This is a genomic window from Streptomyces albidoflavus (assembly GCF_000719955.1).
Classification (GTDB): domain Bacteria; phylum Actinomycetota; class Actinomycetes; order Streptomycetales; family Streptomycetaceae; genus Streptomyces; species Streptomyces albidoflavus.
Window position 1 is genome coordinate 139,065 of sequence record NZ_JOII01000012.1, and the last position, 15,956, is coordinate 155,020.

14 protein-coding genes are annotated in these 15,956 nt (G+C 73.7%); 10 read left to right on the forward strand and 4 right to left on the reverse strand.

Translation table 11 applies throughout. From position 1 onward, the window contains the following. Window positions 1–28: 28 nt before the first annotated feature. Window positions 29–412, reverse strand: coding sequence for a metallopeptidase family protein (locus tag IF45_RS0115660; RefSeq protein WP_008415647.1), 384 nt, complete (start codon window positions 410–412; stop codon window positions 29–31). Between the two features lie 440 nt (window positions 413–852). Between IF45_RS0115660 and IF45_RS0115665 the strand changes: the two genes are divergently transcribed. Then, window positions 853–1,248 (forward strand): DUF3499 domain-containing protein, encoded by a 396-nt coding sequence (locus tag IF45_RS0115665; protein ID WP_003950436.1) that lies wholly within the window; start codon window positions 853–855, stop codon window positions 1,246–1,248. A gap of 237 nt (window positions 1,249–1,485) precedes the next feature. Next, the gene (locus tag IF45_RS0115670; protein WP_008415646.1) at window positions 1,486–3,102 is read left to right on the forward strand and encodes an L-lactate permease; all 1,617 of its coding nucleotides are present in this window, start codon (window positions 1,486–1,488) and stop codon (window positions 3,100–3,102) included. Here IF45_RS0115670 and IF45_RS0115675 read toward each other — a convergent pair. Then, on the reverse strand, window positions 3,044–3,676 hold the full coding sequence (locus IF45_RS0115675; protein ID WP_030307994.1) for a GNAT family N-acetyltransferase: 633 nt from the start codon (window positions 3,674–3,676) through the stop codon (window positions 3,044–3,046). The two genes, IF45_RS0115670 and IF45_RS0115675, sit on opposite strands and share 59 nt — an antisense overlap. A 125-nt stretch (window positions 3,677–3,801) precedes the next feature. Here IF45_RS0115675 and IF45_RS0115680 point away from each other — a divergent pair, with 125 nt between their 5' ends. Next, on the forward strand, window positions 3,802–5,184 hold the full coding sequence (locus tag IF45_RS0115680; RefSeq protein WP_015507215.1) for a phosphomannomutase/phosphoglucomutase: 1,383 nt from the start codon (window positions 3,802–3,804) through the stop codon (window positions 5,182–5,184). Window positions 5,185–5,856: 672 nt separating this feature from the next. Here IF45_RS0115680 and IF45_RS0115685 read toward each other — a convergent pair. Next, entirely contained in the window at window positions 5,857–6,531 is a 675-nt protein-coding gene (locus IF45_RS0115685) for an alpha/beta hydrolase (RefSeq protein WP_030307997.1), read from the reverse strand. Window positions 6,532–7,121: 590 nt separating this feature from the next. Between IF45_RS0115685 and IF45_RS0115690 the strand changes: the two genes are divergently transcribed. The 6 genes from IF45_RS0115690 to IF45_RS0115715 all read left to right on the forward strand — a co-directional run bounded on the left by IF45_RS0115690 (window position 7,122) and on the right by IF45_RS0115715 (window position 13,548). Further along, the gene (locus tag IF45_RS0115690; protein WP_003950440.1) at window positions 7,122–7,304 is read left to right on the forward strand and encodes a Trm112 family protein; all 183 of its coding nucleotides are present in this window, start codon (window positions 7,122–7,124) and stop codon (window positions 7,302–7,304) included. A 254-nt stretch (window positions 7,305–7,558) separates the two neighbouring features. Beyond that, the gene (locus IF45_RS0115695) at window positions 7,559–8,716 is read left to right on the forward strand and encodes an SIS domain-containing protein (RefSeq protein WP_003950441.1); all 1,158 of its coding nucleotides are present in this window, start codon (window positions 7,559–7,561) and stop codon (window positions 8,714–8,716) included. A 120-nt stretch (window positions 8,717–8,836) separates the two neighbouring features. Beyond that, window positions 8,837–10,000 (forward strand): mannose-6-phosphate isomerase, class I, encoded by a 1,164-nt coding sequence (gene manA, locus IF45_RS0115700; RefSeq protein ID WP_030307999.1) that lies wholly within the window; start codon window positions 8,837–8,839, stop codon window positions 9,998–10,000. Window positions 10,001–10,120: 120 nt separating this feature from the next. Beyond that, entirely contained in the window at window positions 10,121–11,092 is a 972-nt protein-coding gene (locus IF45_RS0115705) for a cation diffusion facilitator family transporter (RefSeq protein WP_030308003.1), read from the forward strand. Between the two features lie 236 nt (window positions 11,093–11,328). Beyond that, on the forward strand, window positions 11,329–12,783 hold the full coding sequence (gene ahcY / locus IF45_RS0115710) for an adenosylhomocysteinase (RefSeq protein ID WP_003950444.1): 1,455 nt from the start codon (window positions 11,329–11,331) through the stop codon (window positions 12,781–12,783). A 141-nt stretch (window positions 12,784–12,924) separates the two neighbouring features. Next, window positions 12,925–13,548: a hypothetical protein gene (locus tag IF45_RS0115715; protein WP_030308004.1), complete on the forward strand. Its 624-nt coding sequence runs from the start codon at window positions 12,925–12,927 to the stop codon at window positions 13,546–13,548. 14 nt (window positions 13,549–13,562) lie between these two features. Here IF45_RS0115715 and IF45_RS0115720 read toward each other — a convergent pair whose 3' ends face one another. Then, window positions 13,563–14,492 (reverse strand): RDD family protein, encoded by a 930-nt coding sequence (locus tag IF45_RS0115720; RefSeq protein WP_030308006.1) that lies wholly within the window; start codon window positions 14,490–14,492, stop codon window positions 13,563–13,565. A gap of 71 nt (window positions 14,493–14,563) precedes the next feature. Here IF45_RS0115720 and IF45_RS0115725 point away from each other — a divergent pair, with 71 nt between their 5' ends. After that, window positions 14,564–15,568 carry a stage II sporulation protein M gene (locus IF45_RS0115725; protein WP_030308008.1) on the forward strand — a complete coding sequence of 335 codons (1,005 nt, stop codon included), beginning with the start codon at window positions 14,564–14,566 and terminating at the stop codon, window positions 15,566–15,568. The last annotated feature ends 388 nt before the right edge of the window (window positions 15,569–15,956 follow it).

Genomic DNA, 15,956 nt, shown 5'->3' on the forward strand with positions numbered 1-15,956 from the left:
CGGAGTCCCGGAGCGGGGCGGGCGCCGTTCACTCCCCCTCGCCGTACCGCGGGTCGACCGCCTCCGGCGTCAGGCCCAGCACGTCCGCGACCTGCTCCACCACGACCTCGTGCACCAGCAACGCCCGCTCGTCGCGCCCCTTGGCGCGGATCTCCACCGGCCGCCGGTAGACCACCACCTGCGCCGGACGGCCCTTGCGCGCCTCCAGGGCGGCCCCCAGCGGCACCGCCTCGTCCTGCCAGTCGTCCCCGGGCCCCTGCGGCCTCGGCACCTCCTGGACGACGAAGTCGATGTCGGCGATCTGCGGCACGTGCCGCTCCAGCCGCCCCACCGCGTCCCGCACGAAGTCGTCGAAGACCTGCGCCCTGCTCGCCGAGAGCGGCACCTGCGGCGGGGCCACCGGCCCGCGCATCCCGCGCCCGTGCCGGTCCCGGTGGCGCGGGCGCGGACCACCGGGCGGCGGGCAGGGCGGTACGGGGGGTGAACCGGTGGCGTCGGCGCGCCCGGCGGCGCCCGGCGCGTCCGGCGAGCCCGCGGGGTCCGGCGAACCCGGAGAAACGTCGTCCATCACCGTCGCAGCGTAGTCCGCCACCCGGCGTCGGCACCCGGAGTGCCGGTCCGGCCACCCCCGGAAGCGTCGGCCGGTTTCGGCCAAACCGGGGCGCGAACCCGACCAGGACCGGCCCCCGTCGCCCCCGCCGCACCCCCGGAACCCCCGCCGTACCGCCCGCGCCGCACCGCATCGCCCCACCTCAGAAGGGTCCCGCCGGGCCGCTTCCGGGACCGACACGGCGGGGTCGGTGGGGGGAGAGTCGTCGCGGCCCGTTCAAGAGTGCGGTACCGTCCAACATCGTGAGCCCTGTACGTCGCTGTTCGCGCACCGCGTGCGGTCGCCCTGCCGTCGCAACACTGACGTACGTCTACGCCGATTCGACCGCAGTCCTCGGTCCGCTCGCCACCTACGCCGAACCGCACTGTTACGACCTGTGCGCCGAGCACTCCGAGCGCCTCACCGCGCCCCGAGGCTGGGAAGTCGTGCGCCTCGCCGACTCCGCCGGCCCCGCCCGCCCGCGCGGCGACGACCTCGAAGCGCTGGCCGACGCCGTCCGCGAGGCCGCCCGCCCGCAGGACCGCCCCGCCGCCCCCGGCCACCGCACCCCGGACCCGGCACCGCGCCCCGCCCCGGACCCGCAGCTGCCGGCCACCCGCCGCGCTCACCTGCGCGTGCTCCGCTCGCCGGACTCCTGACCCCGGCGGCTCCCTCCGGGGCCCACCCCACGGACGCCCCCGGCGCCCGGTCACCGCGACCGGGCGCCGATTTCGTTCAACCCATTGACGAACTCTCCCGGCGCCCACAACCATGCCCAACCAGCCGGAGATCACCTTCCGCCCACCGGAAAACAACCCCCACACCGGCACGCATCACCGCACCCCGGCACGTACGAACGGCAACCGCGCTCCACCCCACCCCGCCAGGAGGCACGCGTGTTCGTCCAACCCCTGGAGCCCGTCGCGGACTCCCTGCCACTCTCCGCCCTGGTCGCGGCCCTCCCCCTGGTCACCGTGCTGGTCCTGCTCGGGGCCGTCCGCATGAAGGCCCACCTCGCCGGCGCCCTCGGCCTCGCCGTCGCCGCCCTCGTCGCCTGGCTCGTCTACGGCATGCCGCTCGGCCAGACCCTCTCCAGCGCCGCCCAGGGCGCCCTCTTCGGCCTCTTCCCGATCATGTGGATCGTCGTCAACGCGCTCTGGGTCTACCGGATGACGGTGCGCACCCAGCACTTCGACATCCTCCGCCGCTCCTTCGGCCGCCTCTCCGACGACCCGCGCATCCAGGCCCTGGTCATCGCCTTCTGCTTCGGCGCCCTCCTGGAGGCGCTGGCCGGATTCGGCGCGCCCGTCGCCATCAGCGCCGTGATGCTGGTCGCCCTCGGCTTCGACCCGGTCCGGGCCGCCGTCGTCGCCCTGGTCGCCAACACCGCCCCCGTCGCCTTCGGCGCCATGGGCACCCCGGTGGTGACGCTGGCGCAGGTCACCGGGTTGCCGCTGGACTCGGTCGCCTCGGTGGTGGGCCGTCAGACCCCGCTGCTCGCCCTCGTGGTGCCGCTGGTCCTCATCTGGCTGGTCGACGGCAGGCGCGGGCTGCGCGAGACCTGGCTGCCCGCCCTGGTCTGCGGCGTGGCCTTCGCCGCCGCCCAGTTCCTCGCCGCCAACTACTTCTCCGCCCAGCTCGCCGACATCGCCGCCGCCCTCGCCGGGGCCGCCGCCCTGATGCTGGTGCCGAGCGCCCGCAGGCCCGCCGACGAGGCCGTCCGCGCCTCCGTCCTCAAGGGCGTCCGCAGCGACGACCTCGACCACGACGACCCGCGCCCCGAGATCTACCGCGCCTACGCCCCGTACGCCCTGATCGTCGCCGTCTTCTCCCTCGCCCAGATACCCCCGGTCAAGGAACTCCTGGCCAAGGCGACCCAGTCCTTCGACTGGCCCTTCCTCGACGTGGCCGACGCCGACGGCCAACCGGTCGGCGCCAACATCTTCACGCTCCCGCTCGTCGCCACCGGCGGCACCCTGGTCCTGGTCGCGGGCCTGCTCACCGCCGTCGTCCTCGGCGTCCGCGCCAAGGACGCGCTGCGCGAATGGGGCGCCACCGTCCACGAACTCCGCTTCGCCATCCTCACCGTGGTCAGCGTCCTCGCCCTCGCCTACGTCATGAACCTCTCCGGCCAGGCCGCCACCATCGGCTACACCGTCGCCGCCGCCGGCGCGGGCCTCGCCTTCCTCTCCCCGGTCCTCGGCTGGTTCGGCGTCGCCGTCACCGGCTCCGACACCTCCGCCAACGCCCTCTTCGGCGCCCTCCAGGTCACCGCCGCCCGCGAATCCGGCCTATCCGCCGAACTCCTCGCCGCCGCCAACAGCTCCGGCGGCGTCCTCGGCAAGATGATCTCCCCGCAGAACCTCACCATCGCCTGCGCCGCCGTCGGCCTCGCCGGCAAGGAGGGCGACCTCCTCCGCAAGGTCCTCCCGTGGAGCCTCGGCCTGCTGCTGGTCATGTGCCTGATCGTGGTGGGGCAGAGCACGGCGGTCCTGGGGTGGATGCTGCCCTAGACCCGGTACGACGGACACCCGACGGTTGGCCGGGCCCGCCCGGGAACGGGCCCGCCGGCCGCCGGTACCGCACCTCCCGCACCGCCACCCCCGCGTACTCCTCGCTCTGCGCGCCCCCGTCCGCCCGGTACCCGGCCGCCTCGTAGAAGCGGCGGGCGCGGGCGTTGGCCTCGACCACCCACAGCACCAGTGCGCCCCAGCCCCGCGCCGCCGCCTCCTCGTGGACCGCCCCGAGCAGGGCACGGCCGACGCCCCGGCCCAGCAGACCGGGCCGCACGTAGAGGGCGTACAGCTCGCCCTCGCCCGCTCCCGGCCCGTCTCCCGGGGTGCCGCGCGGACCGCAGCAGGCCCAGCCGGCGACCTGCCCGTCCGCGCCGGCCGCGACCAGGTCGCAGAGCCCGGCCGCCCGCCCCGCGGCGAAGCGCTCCTCCCGCCGCGCGGCGTCCCGCTCCACGCTCATCGCGTCGAGGTACGCGCCGGGGATCAGTCCGGCGTACGCCGCCCGCCACCCCGCCACGCGCACCGCCGACACGGCCGCCGCGTCGCCCACCACCATCTCCCTGACCCACGTCATCCCGGCACTGTAGGGCCCGGCCGGACCCCGCCACCCGGCCAGATCCGCCCGCCCGGCGGCCCCGCCGCCCCCGCCGGGTAGCTTGGGCGGTCCGAAAGCAGCCCCACCGGCAAGAAGGGCCAGCCGTGACCGCGGACCTCTCACAGATCGTCAAGGCGTACGACGTGCGCGGAGTCGTGCCCGACCAGTGGGACGAGCACCTCTCCGCCCTCTTCGGCGCCGCCTTCGCCCAGGTCACCGCCGTCCCCGCGGGCAGCGGGGCGATCGTCGTCGGCCACGACATGCGTCCCTCCTCGCCGGGCCTCTCGCACGCCTTCGCCCGGGGCGCCGCCGAGCAGGGACTCGACGTGGTCGAGATCGGCCTCTGCTCCACCGACCAGCTCTACTACGCCTCCGGCGCCCTCGACCTGCCCGGCGCGATGTTCACCGCCTCGCACAACCCGGCGCAGTACAACGGCATCAAGCTCTGCCGCGCCGGAGCCGCCCCCGTCGGCCAGGACACCGGCCTCGCCGACATCCGCGCCCTCGTCGAGAGCTGGCTGGACGACCCCGCCTCGGCCCCCGCCCCCGCCGCCACCCCCGGCACCCTCAGCCGCCGCGACACCCTCGCCGACTACGCCGCGTACCTCCGCTCGCTGGTCGACGTGAGCGGCATCCGCCCGCTCAAGATCGTCGTCGACGCCGGCAACGGCATGGGCGGCCACACCGTCCCCACCGTCCTCGGCGACCTCCCCCTCACCGTCGTCCCGCTCTACTTCGAACTGGACGGCACCTTCCCGAACCACGAGGCCAACCCCCTCGACCCCAAGAACCTCGTCGACCTCCAGGCCCGCGTCCGCGCCGAGGGCGCCGACCTCGGCCTCGCCTTCGACGGCGACGCCGACCGCTGCTTCGTCGTGGACGAGCGCGGCGAGCCGGTCTCCCCCTCCGCCGTCACCGCCCTGGTCGCCGCCCGCGAACTGGCCCGCAACGGCGGCCACGGCACCGTCATCCACAACCTCATCACCTCGTGGTCGGTCCCCGAGGTGGTCCGCGAGCACGGCGGCACCCCCGCGCGCACCCGCGTCGGCCACTCCTTCATCAAGGCCGAGATGGCCGCCACCGGCGCCATCTTCGGCGGCGAGCACTCCGCCCACTACTACTTCCGCGACTTCTGGAACGCCGACACCGGCATGCTCGCCGCCCTCCACGTCCTCGCCGCCCTCGGCGGCCAGCCCGCCCCCTTCTCCACCCTGGTCGCCGAGTACGACCGCTACCCGGCCTCCGGCGAGATCAACTCCACCGTCACCGACCAGCAGGCCACCACCGCCCGCGTCCGCGCCGCCTACGCCGACCACCCCGCCGCCACCACCGACACCCTCGACGGTCTCACCGTCACCACCCCCGACTGGTGGTTCAACCTCCGCCCGTCCAACACCGAACCTCTCCTCCGCCTCAACGTCGAAGCCCGCGACCGCCAGACCCTGGAACGGCTGACGACGGAGGTGCTGGAGCTGGTGCGGCAGTAGGGGTGCGGCGCGCCGGCGCCGGGTGCGGGGGAGTGGGCCTCGTGCGCGTCACCAGGCGCACGCCTTGCGCGGGGTGGCTGCTCGCAGCGGCCTCGGGAGCAGCCGACGCCGGACCGCGCTGCGCCCTTGTCGGCCGCAGCGCGGTCCAGGCCGACATCGGTAGTCGCTCGCGGCGGGGCTGACGGCTGCCCAGCAGCGACTGCCGAGCAGCTCCCTGAGCAGGAGCGGGGCTCCTACACCCCAGCCCCCGGAGCGCAAGCCAGCTTCATACGCCCAGCCACCGCCCTCGGGGCGCAAGCGGGGCTCCTGGCTTGAGTCACCCCGCCGGAGCACAGGCGAGGTTCCCGCGCCTGAGCCGTCCCGTCGGAGCTTGAGCGGAGTTCCTGCGCCCGAGCCCCCCGCAGGGCAAGCGGTGCTCCTGCGCCCGATCCCCCTCGGTTCCTGCGCCCGAGCCCCCCCCGCAGGGCAAGCGGTGCTCCTGCGCCCGAACCCCCGCAGCGCAAGCGGCGCCTCTGCGCCCGAGCCGCCCCACCGCAAGCGGCGCTCCTGAGCCTCAGCTGCCGCCCCCGAAGTGCAAGCCGGGCTCCTACGCCTCAGCCGCCCACCCTCCGTGACCACAAGCCGGGCTCATACGCCTGAGCCACACCCCCCGCTGAAGCGCAAGCCAGGCTCCTACCCCCGCCCCCCGATCCCGGCGAGCACCTCCCGCACGAGCCCCACGACCAGTTCCGGCCGCCCGACGAACGGGGAGTGCCCCGTCGGCCACTCCCGCACCTCCCCGCACCGCGCGGCCATGCGCCGCTGCACCCCGGGGTCGATCGCCCGGTCCCGCGCACACACCACGTACGTCGACGGCGTCGTCCGCCACCCCTGACGCTCCGGCACCCCGCGCCCGCACCCTGGCCCCTGCTCCCGCAACAGCCCCACAGCACGCCGGGCGAGCGGCGCGGGACAGTCGTCGTACAACACCCCGGCAGCCAGTTCCGGCCGCAGCCTGGTCGCACCCTCCTCCCCGGCCGCCACCACAGCCTCCCGCAACGCGGCCGACCCCCTACCCCACCCCGCCGCACTCTCCCCGGCATCCAGCACGAACGCCGCCAGATACACCAGATGCCCCGCCCCACGCACCCCCGTGATCACGGACCCGCCGTACGAATGCCCGACCACCACCGGAGCCACCCCGAACCCGTCCACCGCCTCCTGCACCACCCGCGTGTCCTCCCGCAACGACCCCCGATGCAACTCCGGAACCACCCCCTCCCCCCCCCCCCGCCGCAACCCCGCAGCCACCACCCCAAAATGCCCCGCCTGGTGATAGAGCCCATGCACCAACACGACCCCACCCATACGTCCCCCCGCCTGGTCCTGAATTCAGGACCACTCGCCCCTTGGTCGCTGCGTTCAGGGTCACTGACCCCCTAGTTCTGCGTTCAGAGTCCGGCCCTGAGTTCAGGGTCCCCCCGTCCTGGCCCTGCTTCCACAACCCGCCTGGCTGGTCCTGCACAGACGGTCCGCTCTCCCTGCTCCGATTCCAGCAACGGCCTACTCCCTCCCGAACTCACCGCCCACCTCTCTCGCTCCGGCCCCCTGCCCCCGGGCCCACGGCCCCGCCCCTGCTCAGCGGCCACCTTCCGATCCAACGGACACCAATCCCAGCCCGGCCGGCGCTTGAGGCCATCGGTAGGCGGCACTGTCGATCGGACCGAGCCCAAATCAGCCCGGCCGGCGTTTGAGGCCATCGGTAAGTGGAACGGCTGATCGCACCGAACCAACTCCAGCCCGGCCGGCGCTTGAGGCCATCAGTAAGCGGCACCCCCAGCCCCAGAGGCCGCCGCCAGGCAGACGCACCCACACCTGAAGCCACACCCCACCTCCCCACCGGTAGGCTCTGATCAAGCGGGCCGCAAGCCCACCTCACCGCCCCGAAGGGAACCCCCATGGCACTCGAAGCCGGCCTCCTGGAAATCCTCGCCTGCCCGGCGTGCCACGCCCCCCTTGAGGAGTCGAAGACCGACTCGACCCCGGAACTCCTGTGCACCGGCGAGGGCTGCGCCCTCGCTTACCCGATCCGCGACGGCATCCCCGTCCTCCTCGTCGACGAGGCCCGCCGCCCCGCCTGACCAGGGCGGACAGGCGTACCCGCACGCGCGGCACGCGAACCCCGCCCGGGGCGGACCAGGCGTACCCGCACCCACGGAACGCGAGCCCCCGCCTGACCAGGGCGAACCAGGCGTACCCCGCGGACGCGAGCCCCGTACGAGGCGCGACCGAGCCTCGCGGAGGTAGCCCGCCCCACCCCGGGGCACACGCAGGAGCACCCGCACGGGCCCGCCGCCCAGAGGCGCGCCCGGCCAGCGAACCGGAGGCCCCTCCCATGTTCGACGAGACCCTGCTCGACGACCCCGAGGCACTCACCCGCGCCGACCCGCGCGGCCTCCTGCGCGACGCCGCCGGCGCGGGCGCCCGGGTCCGGACGGCGGCCCGCCTCGCCGCCGAGGCGGGCATCACCGAACTACACCCCGACGGCCGCCCCCGTACCGTGCTGATTGCCGGCCCCGGTACGGCGGCCACCGCCACCGCCGACCTCCTCGGCACCCTCGCGGGCGGCGCCTGCCCCGTGGTCCCGCTCGGCCCGACCGGCGTGGCCGCCGCCGCGGGCGCCCTGCGCTGGACCCTGCCGGGCTGGGCCGGCCCCGTCGACCTGCTCCTCATCGCCACCCCCGACGGCGGCGAACCCGGCCTCGCCCTCCTCGCCGAACAGGCGTACCGGCGCGGCTGCACCGTCGTCGCCGTCGCCCCCGACCGCACCCCGGTCTCCGAGGCGGTCCAGGGCGCCCACGGCCTGGCCGTCCCCATGGCCACCGCCCCGGGCGAACTCCCGGAGGAGGAGCCCGTCGAGGCGTACGCCAACGGCACGACCGCCGCCTCCGGCGCCTTCTGGGCCCTGCTCACCCCCCTGCTGCTCCTCCTCGGCCGCACCGGCCTGGTCGACGCGGACACCGACGCCGTCCACGACCTGGCCGACCGCCTCGACACCACCGCGGAACGCTGCGGCCCCGCCGTCGCCGCCTACTCCAACCCCGCCAAGACCCTCGCCGCCGAACTGGCCGAATCCCTCCCCCTCGTCTGGACCGAGGGCCCGGGCGCCGGACCGATCGGCCGCCGCTTCACCGCCCTCCTCGCCGAGGTCGCCGGGCACCCCGCCCTCACCGCGGCCCTCCCGGAGGCACTCCCGGCCCACGGCGCGCTCCTCGTCAGCGGCATCGCCGACGCGAGCGACCCCGACGACTTCTTCCGGGACCGCGTCGACGAGCCCGAGCCGCTGCGCGCCCGCGTCGTCCTGCTCCGCGACCGCCCGCCGGGCGGCCTCACCGCCGCCCCCGCCGCCCGCGAACTCGCCCTCGCCCACAACACCGCGCTCAGCGAACTCGAACCGGGCGAGGGCAGCGACCTCGCCGCCACCGCGGAACTGATCGCCACCACGGATTTCGCTGCCGTTTACCTCGCGCTCGCCACCACCCCCCGATCATGACGGGGCACCGAACCCGCCGCTGACCGCCCGGCCGCCGCACCCCGCGCCGCAGGCCACGCCGAGGCAAAGACCTCCGGCGGCGGACCCGCCCCTCCCGTCCCACGCCTGTGGAGCCACGCCATGGACCGCCTCCAGAACACCGTCCGCCCCTACGCCTGGGGCTCCGTCACCGCCATCCCGCACCTCACCGGCACCGAGCCCACCGGCGAACCGCAGGCCGAACTCTGGATGGGCGCCCACCCCGGTGCCCCCTCCCTCGTCGACCGGGGCACGGGCCCGCGCTCCCTCGCCGAGCTCATCGCCGCCGACCCCGACCGCGAACTCGGCCCCGCCGTCGCCGCCCGCTTCGGCCCCCAGCTCCCCTTCCTCCTCAAACTGCTCGCCGCCGACGCCCCCCTCTCCGTCCAGGTCCACCCCGACAGCGACCAGGCCGCCGCCGGTTACGCCGACGAGGAGCAGCGAGGCATCCCCCGCACCGCCCCCGAGCGGAACTACAAGGACCCGCACCACAAGCCCGAACTGATCTGCGCCCTCACCCCCTTCGAAGGGCTCTGCGGCTTCCGCGACCCCGCCGAGGCCGCCGACACCCTCGCCGCGCTCGACCTGGACTCCCTCAAGCCCTACGTCGACCTGCTCCACGCCCACCCCGAAGAGGCGGCCCTGCGCGAGGTGCTCACCGCCGTCCTCACCGCCGACCGCGACGAGATGGCCGCCACCGTCACCGAGGCCGCCGCCGCCTCCGCCCGCCTCGGCGGCCCGCACGCCACCTACGCCGACCTGGCCCGCCACTACCCCGGCGACCCCGGCGTCCTCGCCGCCATGCTCCTCAACCAGGTCAGCCTCCAGCCCGGAGAGGCCCTCTACCTCGGCGCCGGCGTCCCGCACGCCTACCTGAGCGGCCTCGGCGTGGAGATCATGGCCGCCTCCGACAACGTCCTGCGTTGCGGCCTCACCCCGAAACACATCGACGTCCCCGAACTGCTGCGGATCGTCCGCTTCGACCCCGCCACCCCAGGCGTCCTGCGCCCGGAGGCGTCCCCCGACGGGGAGGAGGTCTACGACACCCCCGTCCACGACTTCCGCCTCTCCCGGTACGTCCTCGCCCCCGGCGCGCCCGTCCGCGACCTCACCCTGCCCACCCCGCAGATCCTCCTGAGCACCGAGGGCTCGCCCACCGTGGGGGAGCTTCCCCTCGGCCCCGGCCAGTCCGTCTTCGTCCCCGCCGGCGAACCGGTGGAACTGCGCGGCCCGGGAACGGTCTTCCGCGCCACCGCCCTCACCTGACCCGCTCTCCGCCCCCTTCCGGCTGCTGTAACAATGTGCCGCCGCGGCCCGGCCCGTCCGGGCCGCGCACCCGGACCGTCGCCGCGGCCCGGGAGGACCAAGGGATTGGGACCCAGAACCATGAGCGCGTCAGGCGGCACCAAAGCGATCGTCGCGGCACTCTCCGCCAACCTCGCCATCGCGGTGGCGAAATTCGTGGCCTTCCTCTTCAGCGGGTCGTCCTCGATGCTGGCCGAGAGCGTCCACTCGCTGGCCGACTCCGGCAACCAGGGACTGCTGCTCCTCGGCGGCAAACGCGCCAAGCGCCAGGCCACCCCCGAGCACCCCTTCGGCTACGGCCGCGAGCGGTACATCTACGCCTTCCTCGTCTCCATCGTCCTCTTCTCCGTCGGCGGCATGTTCGCCATCTACGAGGGCTACGAGAAGATCAAGCACCCCCACGAACTCGAGCACTGGTACTGGCCCGTGGGCGTCCTGGTCTTCGCGATCATCGCCGAGGCGTTCTCCTTCCGTACCGCGATCAAGGAGTCCAACCCGCTCCGCGGCAAGCAGAGCTGGAGCCAGTTCATCCGCCGGGCCAAGGCCCCCGAGCTGCCCGTCGTCCTCCTGGAGGACTTCGGCGCCCTCGTCGGCCTGATCCTCGCCCTCGGCGGCGTCGGCCTCGCCCTCGGCACCGGCGACGGCGTCTGGGACGGCATCGGCACCCTCTGCATCGGTGTCCTCCTCATCGTCATCGCGATCGTCCTGGCCGCCGAGACCAAGTCACTGCTGCTCGGCGAATCGGCCGGCCTCGACGAGGTCCGCAAGATCGAGGCGGCCCTGGTCGACGGCGACACCGTGACCCGCGTCATCCACATGCGGACCCTCCACCTCGGCCCCGAGGAACTCCTCGTCGCCGCCAAGCTCGCCGTCCAGCACGACGACACCGCCGCCGAGGTCGCCGCCGCCATCAACGCCGCCGAGGCCCGCATCCGCGAGGCCGTCCCCATCGCCCGCGCCATCTACCTCGAACCCGACATCTACGACGAAGCCGCCGCCGCGAAGGGGACCAACCCCGCTATGACCCCTTCGCCGGACGCGTCACCGCGCTGACCTGCGCGATCCCCGCGGATCCCGGTGCGGGCTGGGGTCCGCGGGGCCGATCGGTGTAGATTCGGTCCCCGAGACAGACGTCGCTGCTGATGGCGGTCGGGCGGCCCCCACCGGGCCGGCCGAGGGAGAGAGGGCCTCCGACGGACTGCGAGCGCGGGTGGCCGGACACCGGTGTGTCCGCCCGTCCGCCCTGTCAGCCGTACCCACCCTCGACCCGATACGAGGAGCAGCCCACCATGGCAAGCGCCCAGCAGCACGACTTCAAGGTCGCCGACCTCTCCCTCGCGGAGTTCGGCCGCAAGGAGATCACCCTCGCCGAGCACGAGATGCCCGGCCTGATGTCGATCCGCGAGGAGTACGCCGCGTCCCAGCCGCTGGCCGGCGCCCGCGTCACCGGCTCGCTGCACATGACCGTCCAGACGGCCGTCCTCATCGAGACGCTCACCGCTCTGGGCGCGGAGGTCCGCTGGGCCTCCTGCAACATCTTCTCCACCCAGGACCACGCCGCCGCCGCCATCGCGGTCGGCCCCAACGGCACCCCGGACAACCCGCAGGGCGTCCCGGTCTTCGCCTGGAAGGGCGAGAGCCTGGAGGAGTACTGGTGGTGCACCGAGCAGGCGCTGACCTGGCCGAACACCCCCACCGGCGGCCCCAACATGATCCTGGACGACGGCGGTGACGCCACCCTCCTCGTCCACAACGGCGTCCAGTACGAGAAGGACGGCAAGGTCCCCGACCCGGTCACCGCCGAGTCCGACGAGCACCGCGTCATCCTCCAGCTGCTGACCCGCACCCTCGGCGAGAACCCGCAGAAGTGGACCCAGCTCGCCTCGGAGATCCGCGGCGTCACCGAGGAGACCACCACCGGCGTCCACCGCCTCTACGAGATGCAGCGCGACGGCCAGCTGCTCTTCCCGGCGATCAACGTCAACGACGCGGTCACCAAGTCGAAGTTCGACAACAAGTACGGCTGCCGCCACTCCCTGATCGACGGCATCAACCGTGCCACCGACGTCCTCATCGGCGGCAAGACCGCCGTCGTCTGCGGCTACGGCGACGTCGGCAAGGGCTGCGCCGAGTCCCTGCGCGGCCAGGGCGCCCGCGTCATCGTCACCGAGATCGACCCGATCTGCGCCCTCCAGGCGGCGATGGACGGCTACCAGGTCGCCACCCTCGACGACGTGATCGGCCAGGCCGACATCTTCGTCACCACGACCGGCAACAAGGACATCATCATGGCCGCCGACATGGCCAAGATGAAGCACCAGGCCATCGTGGGGAACATCGGCCACTTCGACAACGAGATCGACATGGCCGGCCTCGCCGCCATCCCCGGCATCGTCAAGGACGAGGTCAAGCCGCAGGTCCACACCTGGACCTTCCCCGACGGCAAGGTCATCATCGTGCTGTCCGAGGGCCGCCTGCTCAACCTGGGCAACGCCACCGGCCACCCGTCCTTCGTGATGTCCAACAGCTTCGCGGACCAGACGCTGGCCCAGATCGAGCTGTTCACCAAGCCCGACGAGTACCCGACCGACGTCTACGTGCTGCCCAAGCACCTCGACGAGAAGGTCGCCCGCCTCCACCTTGACGCCCTCGGCGTCAGGCTGACGACCCTCCGCCCGGAGCAGGCCGCGTACATCGGCGTCTCCGTCGAAGGCCCGTTCAAGCCGGACCACTACCGGTACTGACACCGGCCCGGCCACGTCCGCGCGCCGCGCCGGCCCCGCCGCCCGGCGCCGGAACAGCCGGTGCCACAGCCTCACCGCAGGCCCCCGCCACCCCGGCGGGGGCCTGTCCCCATACCCGCCACCGACGAGGACCCGCAGCCCATGCCCAAAGGCCGCTACTCCCTGCACGATCCGCACGACCACACCCCCCTCGCCGAAGAACACTTCCACTGCGCGCCAGGCCCCCAGGGCTGGCGCTACGTCGCCCAACTCACCACTCCCGCACCGGAGAACGACCACCTGGGCTCCGTCGACCTCACCCTGGACGACCTCGGCCGTCCGCTCCGCCTCGAACTCCACTCCGGCGGCTGGCAGGTCCGCGGCGGCGCCCTCGAAGGCGTCACCTGGGTACGCACCGACCCCACCGGCGAGGAGGCGACCGAAGGCACCGTCGCCGCCCACACCTTCACCGGGAACTCCCCGGCCTTCCTCGTCGCCACCGCCCGCCTGCTGCGCCTCACGACCACGTCACCCCCGACCCGCGTCCGCCTCGTCTCCTTCACCGGCCAGGCCCTCGCTCCCCGCACACTCGATCAGCAGTGGGCCTTGCGATCGAGCGAAACACACGCCACCGACAACGGCCCGCTCACCGTGGACGAATACCTCGTGGGCGACGTCGAAACCGGGGAACAGCACACCGTCCACCTCGCCGGCGATGTGATCCTGAGCGCCCCCGGCATCGAACTGGAGGACCTGGAGACCCCGCCGACCCGCTTCACCGACTGACCTGGGAGAACCCCTCACACCGGGGGCACGAACCCGGTCCCCGCCTGCCCACCGGAACGGCCCTCTCCGCCTCCGCCGCCCTCCGCCGGAGAAATTTCCTCCCCGACACCCCGAGCCTCCGGCACGGCACCGGCCCCGCCGCCCGGAACCTCACCCTCCGCCACGTCACGCGGAAGAGCCCCCGCCTTCCGGCGCTCCCGCTCCCGCCGTTCGTAGGCCACCGCCGCCAGGTAGCTCCCGGCGGGCACCCCGGCCGGCACCGGCACGCCGGTCCGTACGGCGAACTCCTCGGCGAGCCTCCCCGCCATCCCGGCGGCGACCTGCGCGTCCAGCTGCCGGGCGCGGCCCAGGTACTGACGTACCGCGAGCCACAGAGAGTCGGGAACGGAGGACAGATCCAGCCCGTTCACCTGCTGGGCGAGCCATGGCTCGGGCGCCGCCAGTTCGGGGGCGCGCGCCACCGGGATCCGCTCCCGCACCACCAGCGTCCCCGCGAACACGTCCCCCACCCGTCGGCCCCGCTCCGACACCAACGAGGCCACGCACGCCACCACACCCACCGTCAACAGGATCTCGACCACGGCCATGGCCCCGCGCACCAACGCGTGCCGGAACCGGATCGGGCCCCCGTCCTCGCGCACCACCCGCAGCCCGCATGCCCACTTGCCCAGCGACCGCCCGTGGCTGAGCGTCTCCACGGCGATCGGCCCGCCGACCGGCACCAGCAGGAAGACCGCGACGGAGACCGCCGCCACCGCCGCCTCGTCCAACGAAGCCGTGGTGACCAGCACCCCCACCATGACCAGCAGAAAGACCAGCCAGGTCACGGCCAGGTCGATCAGCACCGCCGCCCCGCGGCTCAGCAGTTTCGCGGGCCGCAGCTCCAGCGCGACCGCCTCGCCCGTCACCGGACCGCTCACCGTCTCCGCCTCTCCGCCGGCCACGCCTCCCACGGCCAGTCTGCCAAGCTGATGGGCACCCCGCCCCGGCCCGCCCACACCGAGAGGCACGCCCGATGGACCTCGACGTCTTCGTCGCCGCCCACGAGGCGGAGTGGCGCCGCCTGGAAACGCTCCTGCGCCGTCGCCGCCTCACCGGCCCCGAGGCCGACGAACTCGTCTCCCTCTACCAGCGCGCCACCACGCATCTCTCCCTGATCAGCTCGGCCGCCCCCGATCCCCGGCTCACCGGCCGCCTGACCCGCCTCGTCGCCCGCGCCCGCAGCAAGGTGACCGCGCCCCGCCGCGCCCGCGCCCGCGACCTGACCGGCTTCCTCGCCCACGACTTCCCCGCGGCCCTGTACCGCACCCGCACCTGGTGGGCCCCGACCGCCGTCGCCTCCCTGCTGGTCGCCGCCCTGATCGGCTGGTGGGTGGCCACCCACCCCGAGGTCCGGTCCGCCATCGCCGCCCCCGCCGAACTCCGCGAACTCACCCGTCCCGGCGGCGACTACGAGGCGTACTACGCCAGCCATCCGGCGACCTCCTTCGCCGCCCAGGTCTGGACGAACAACGCCCAGGCCGCCGCCCTCTGCCTGGTCCTCGGCGCGTTCCTCTGCCTCCCGGTGGTCGCGGTCCTGCTCCTCAACATGGTGAACATCGGGGTGGGCATCGGCCTGATGGCCTCGGCCGGCCGCCTGGACACCTTCCTCGGCCTGCTCGTCCCGCACGGCCTGCTCGAACTGACCGCGGTCTTCGTCGCCGCCGGTACCGGCCTGCGCCTCGGCTGGACCGTCATCGACCCCGGCCCGCGCCGCCGCCGCGACGCCCTCGCCCAGGAAGGCCGCGCAGCCCTCGGCATGGCCCTCGGCCTCGCCCTGGTCCTCCTGGTCTCCGGCGTCATCGAAGCCTTCGTCACCCCCTCCGGCCTGCCCACCTGGGCCCGCATCACCATCGGCGCGGCCGCCGAGGCAGTTTTCCTCGTCTACGTCTACGCGGTCGGCGGTCGAGCAGCCCGCGCCGGCCGTACCGGCGACCTCGCCGCCGACGAGACCGGCAGCGGTGTCCCTGTGGCCACCTGATGTGCATCCGACGGCCGTGAGCTGGTACTGTCCTCGACGCCCCGGAAAAACCGTTGACACGGTCGGACCGGGGAGGTAGATTCGAACAGTTGCCCGGGAGCTGGTACAGTCCTGGAGGCGAAGGTTGAACATCTTCCTGTCTTCTCGCTCCGGATCAAGTATCCGCACGGAGAAGCCACCGATTCACCAGAACGGACCGCCGGTCAAACCGGCGAAATTCCTCTGATAGAGTCGGAACCGCCGAAAGGGAAAAGCGAAGCGGAAACGCGGAGCTGGAACCGGAAAGGCACCGAGGAAATCGGACGCGAAAGAGTCTGATAGAGTCGGGAACACGAAATACCGAAGGGAAGCGCCCGGAGGAAAGCCCGAGAGGGTGAGTACAAAGGAA